Annotated in this window: 2 protein-coding genes; both read left to right on the top strand. The window is 65.3% G+C overall.

Annotation, left to right across the window (positions count from 1 at the left end; all coding sequences use genetic code 11):
• Positions 1–174 precede the first annotated feature (174 nt).
• Positions 175–1,359 (top strand): ABC transporter substrate-binding protein, encoded by a 1,185-nt coding sequence (locus DBR22_RS08755; RefSeq protein ID WP_108598697.1) that lies wholly within the window; start codon positions 175–177, stop codon positions 1,357–1,359.
• A gap of 157 nt (positions 1,360–1,516) precedes the next feature.
• Complete coding sequence (locus tag DBR22_RS08760; protein WP_108598698.1) at positions 1,517–2,416, top strand: LysR family transcriptional regulator; 900 nt, start codon at positions 1,517–1,519, stop codon at positions 2,414–2,416.
• The last annotated feature ends 157 nt before the right edge of the window (positions 2,417–2,573 follow it).

Consider the following 2,573-nt stretch of genomic DNA (forward strand, 5'->3'; position numbering starts at 1 on the left):
AGCAGCGGCTCCCCGGGCCTGGTGGTTGCGTCGTCCAGAGACGTTTCTTGACGCTGCACTACGTCATGTTGAGCCATCGCTACGTCCCGTTAACGCCCGCGTCAGGAACCGTTGTGGCACCGCAGGGCGCTCCGTAATCTCAACACCAGCATCTCCGCCAGCAAAGGAAATCCCATGACAACTCCCCAGGACAACAGTCCGCAGAACCAACAGGCATCCACCCGCATCGTGGCTGGCCAGTCCTCCACGCCCAAGCGTCCGCTCGGCCTGAAGATCGGCGTTATCGCCGGGCTCGTTGCCCTGGTGGGCGGCGGCGTTGCGGTGGCCTCCGCAGTCTCCGCAAATAACGCAGGCACCTCCCCCGCCTCAGCCGCGGCACCGGCGGGCAACCCCGCAGCGGAGCTCAAGCTTGGCTACTTCGGAAACGTCACCCACGCGCCGGCACTGGTTGGTGTCAGCCAGGGCTACATCGCCGAGGAATTGGGCGACACCAAGCTCAGCACCCAGGTCTTCAACGCCGGACCTGCCGCGATCGAGGCCCTCAACGCAGGCGCCATCGACGCCACGTACATCGGGCCGAACCCGGCGATCAACTCTTTCGTCAAAAGCGCCGGCGAATCGGTGCACATCATCGCCGGGGCCGCAGCCGGCGGTGCCCAGCTGGTGGTGAAACCGGAAATCACCTCCGCGGCAGACCTCAAGGGTAAGACCCTCGCATCGCCCCAGCTCGGCGGCACCCAGGACGTGGCACTCCGCGCATGGCTGTCCACCCAGGGCTACAAGACCAACGTTGACGGCAGCGGCGACGTCGCCATCAACCCCACCGAAAACGCCCAGACGCTGAAACTGTTCCAGGACGGAAAGCTCGACGGCGCCTGGCTGCCTGAGCCGTGGGCCTCCCGGCTGGTGCTGACCGCCGGCGCCAAGGTGCTGGTGGACGAAAAGGACCTCTGGGACGGCTCCCTCTCCGGCAAGGCCGGCGAGTTCCCCACCACCATCCTGATCGTGAACCAGAAGTTCGCAGCCGAACACCCGGACACCATCAAGGCGCTGCTGAAGGGCCACGTAAAGTCCGTGGAGTGGCTGAACGGTGCGGCGGCCGGTGAAAAGGCCACCGTGATCAATGCCGCGCTCAAGGAAGCAGCCGGCGCTGAACTGAAGGCCGACGTCATTGAACGGTCGTTGAAGAACATCGTGTTCACGGTGGATCCGCTCGCCGGAACCTACCCCAAGCTGCTCAAGGACGGCGTTGAGGCCGGCACCACCAAGCAGGCCGATATCAACGGAATCTTTGATCTCGCCGCCCTCAACGAGGTGACCGGGGACAAAACCTCGGCAGCGGGGCTGGGCAAGGAGTAGCCTCCCGACAGTGGCTGTATCGACCAACAGCAGAATCCATGTAAGGGCTTCCCTCCGGACCGGAGGGAAGCCCTTACGGCTGATAGGCGTAGGCTATGTATCGCTGCGCGGCCGGCACGCGCGGGACCCACGGGACCGGATCCGCGAAGGGCATGGCGTGGACACTCGAAAACTGAAATACTTCCTGGCCGTGGTGGACCACGGCGGCTTCGGCCGCGCGGCGGAACACCTGCTCATCGCCCAACCGTCGCTCTCGCAGACCATCGCCGGGCTGGAGAAAGAGCTTGGCGTTCCGCTCTTCCACAGGATCGGCCGCCGGGCGGTCCTCAGCGAAGCAGGCAAGGAGCTCGTCGGTCCCGCGCGGCTGGTCATGCGCGACCTCGATGCAGCGCAGTCGGCGGTACAGGCCCTGCAAGGCATGCGCAGCGGCAGGCTGGACATCATCACCATGCCCTCCCCCGGTGTTGAACCGCTGACCTCCATGATCGCGGGGTTCGCCCGGATGCACCCGTCGGTCCGGCTCAACGTGGTGGCTGCATTCACGCCGGAGGAAGTCATCGAGTCCGTGCGCAGCGGCAGCACCGAGATCGGCCTGGCCGGATCACCCACTCCCATCAGGGTTGCCGGCGTCCAGGTCCTGGAGCTCGGACGGCAACCGCTGATCCTCATCGTGAATCCCCAGGCCGATACCTTCAACCCCGGAACGGCCATCCAGCGGGAGGACCTGGGCGGCCACCGGCTCATCGCCAGCCAGCGCGGATCCCTGATGCGCTGGCTCGTCGACGACGCCCTGGCCCACGGCGTCGACGTCGAAATCGTGGCCGAGGTGGCGCACCGCACCTCCATCCTGCCGCTGGTACTGGCTGGCGTGGGCCACGCAGTACTGCCCTCCTCCTGGGCACCCTTGGCGCACACGTCAGGACTCAGGACCCTGTTGATCGAGCCGGTTTCCTATCTCGACGTGGCCATCGTGAGCCGGAAAGAGGACCTGACGCCAGCTGCCCGGGCGTTCCTGAAGGTCGCAGAAGCGCACGCCCAGGTCAGCCCGGATCAATAGGCTGAACCTATCTGCGGGATCGGATCTTGGTCTTGGACGCAGGACAGGCGTGGACCGTCTACTTGAAGAGGAAGAACGGTGTGACCCGGATAACAGGGTCCTCCGCCATCACTCAACGAGGAGGTAGGCACATGAGCGCCACCCAGAAATTCAGCAT

The sequence above is a fragment of the Arthrobacter sp. HMWF013 genome (genome assembly GCF_003061105.1).
Classification (GTDB): Bacteria; Actinomycetota; Actinomycetes; order Actinomycetales; family Micrococcaceae; genus Arthrobacter.

Excerpts from the sequence above, each read along its gene's own strand:
- DBR22_RS08755 (WP_108598697.1), top strand. The coding sequence starts at position 175 with ATGACAACTCCCCAGGACAACAGTCCGCAGAACCAACAGGCATCCACC.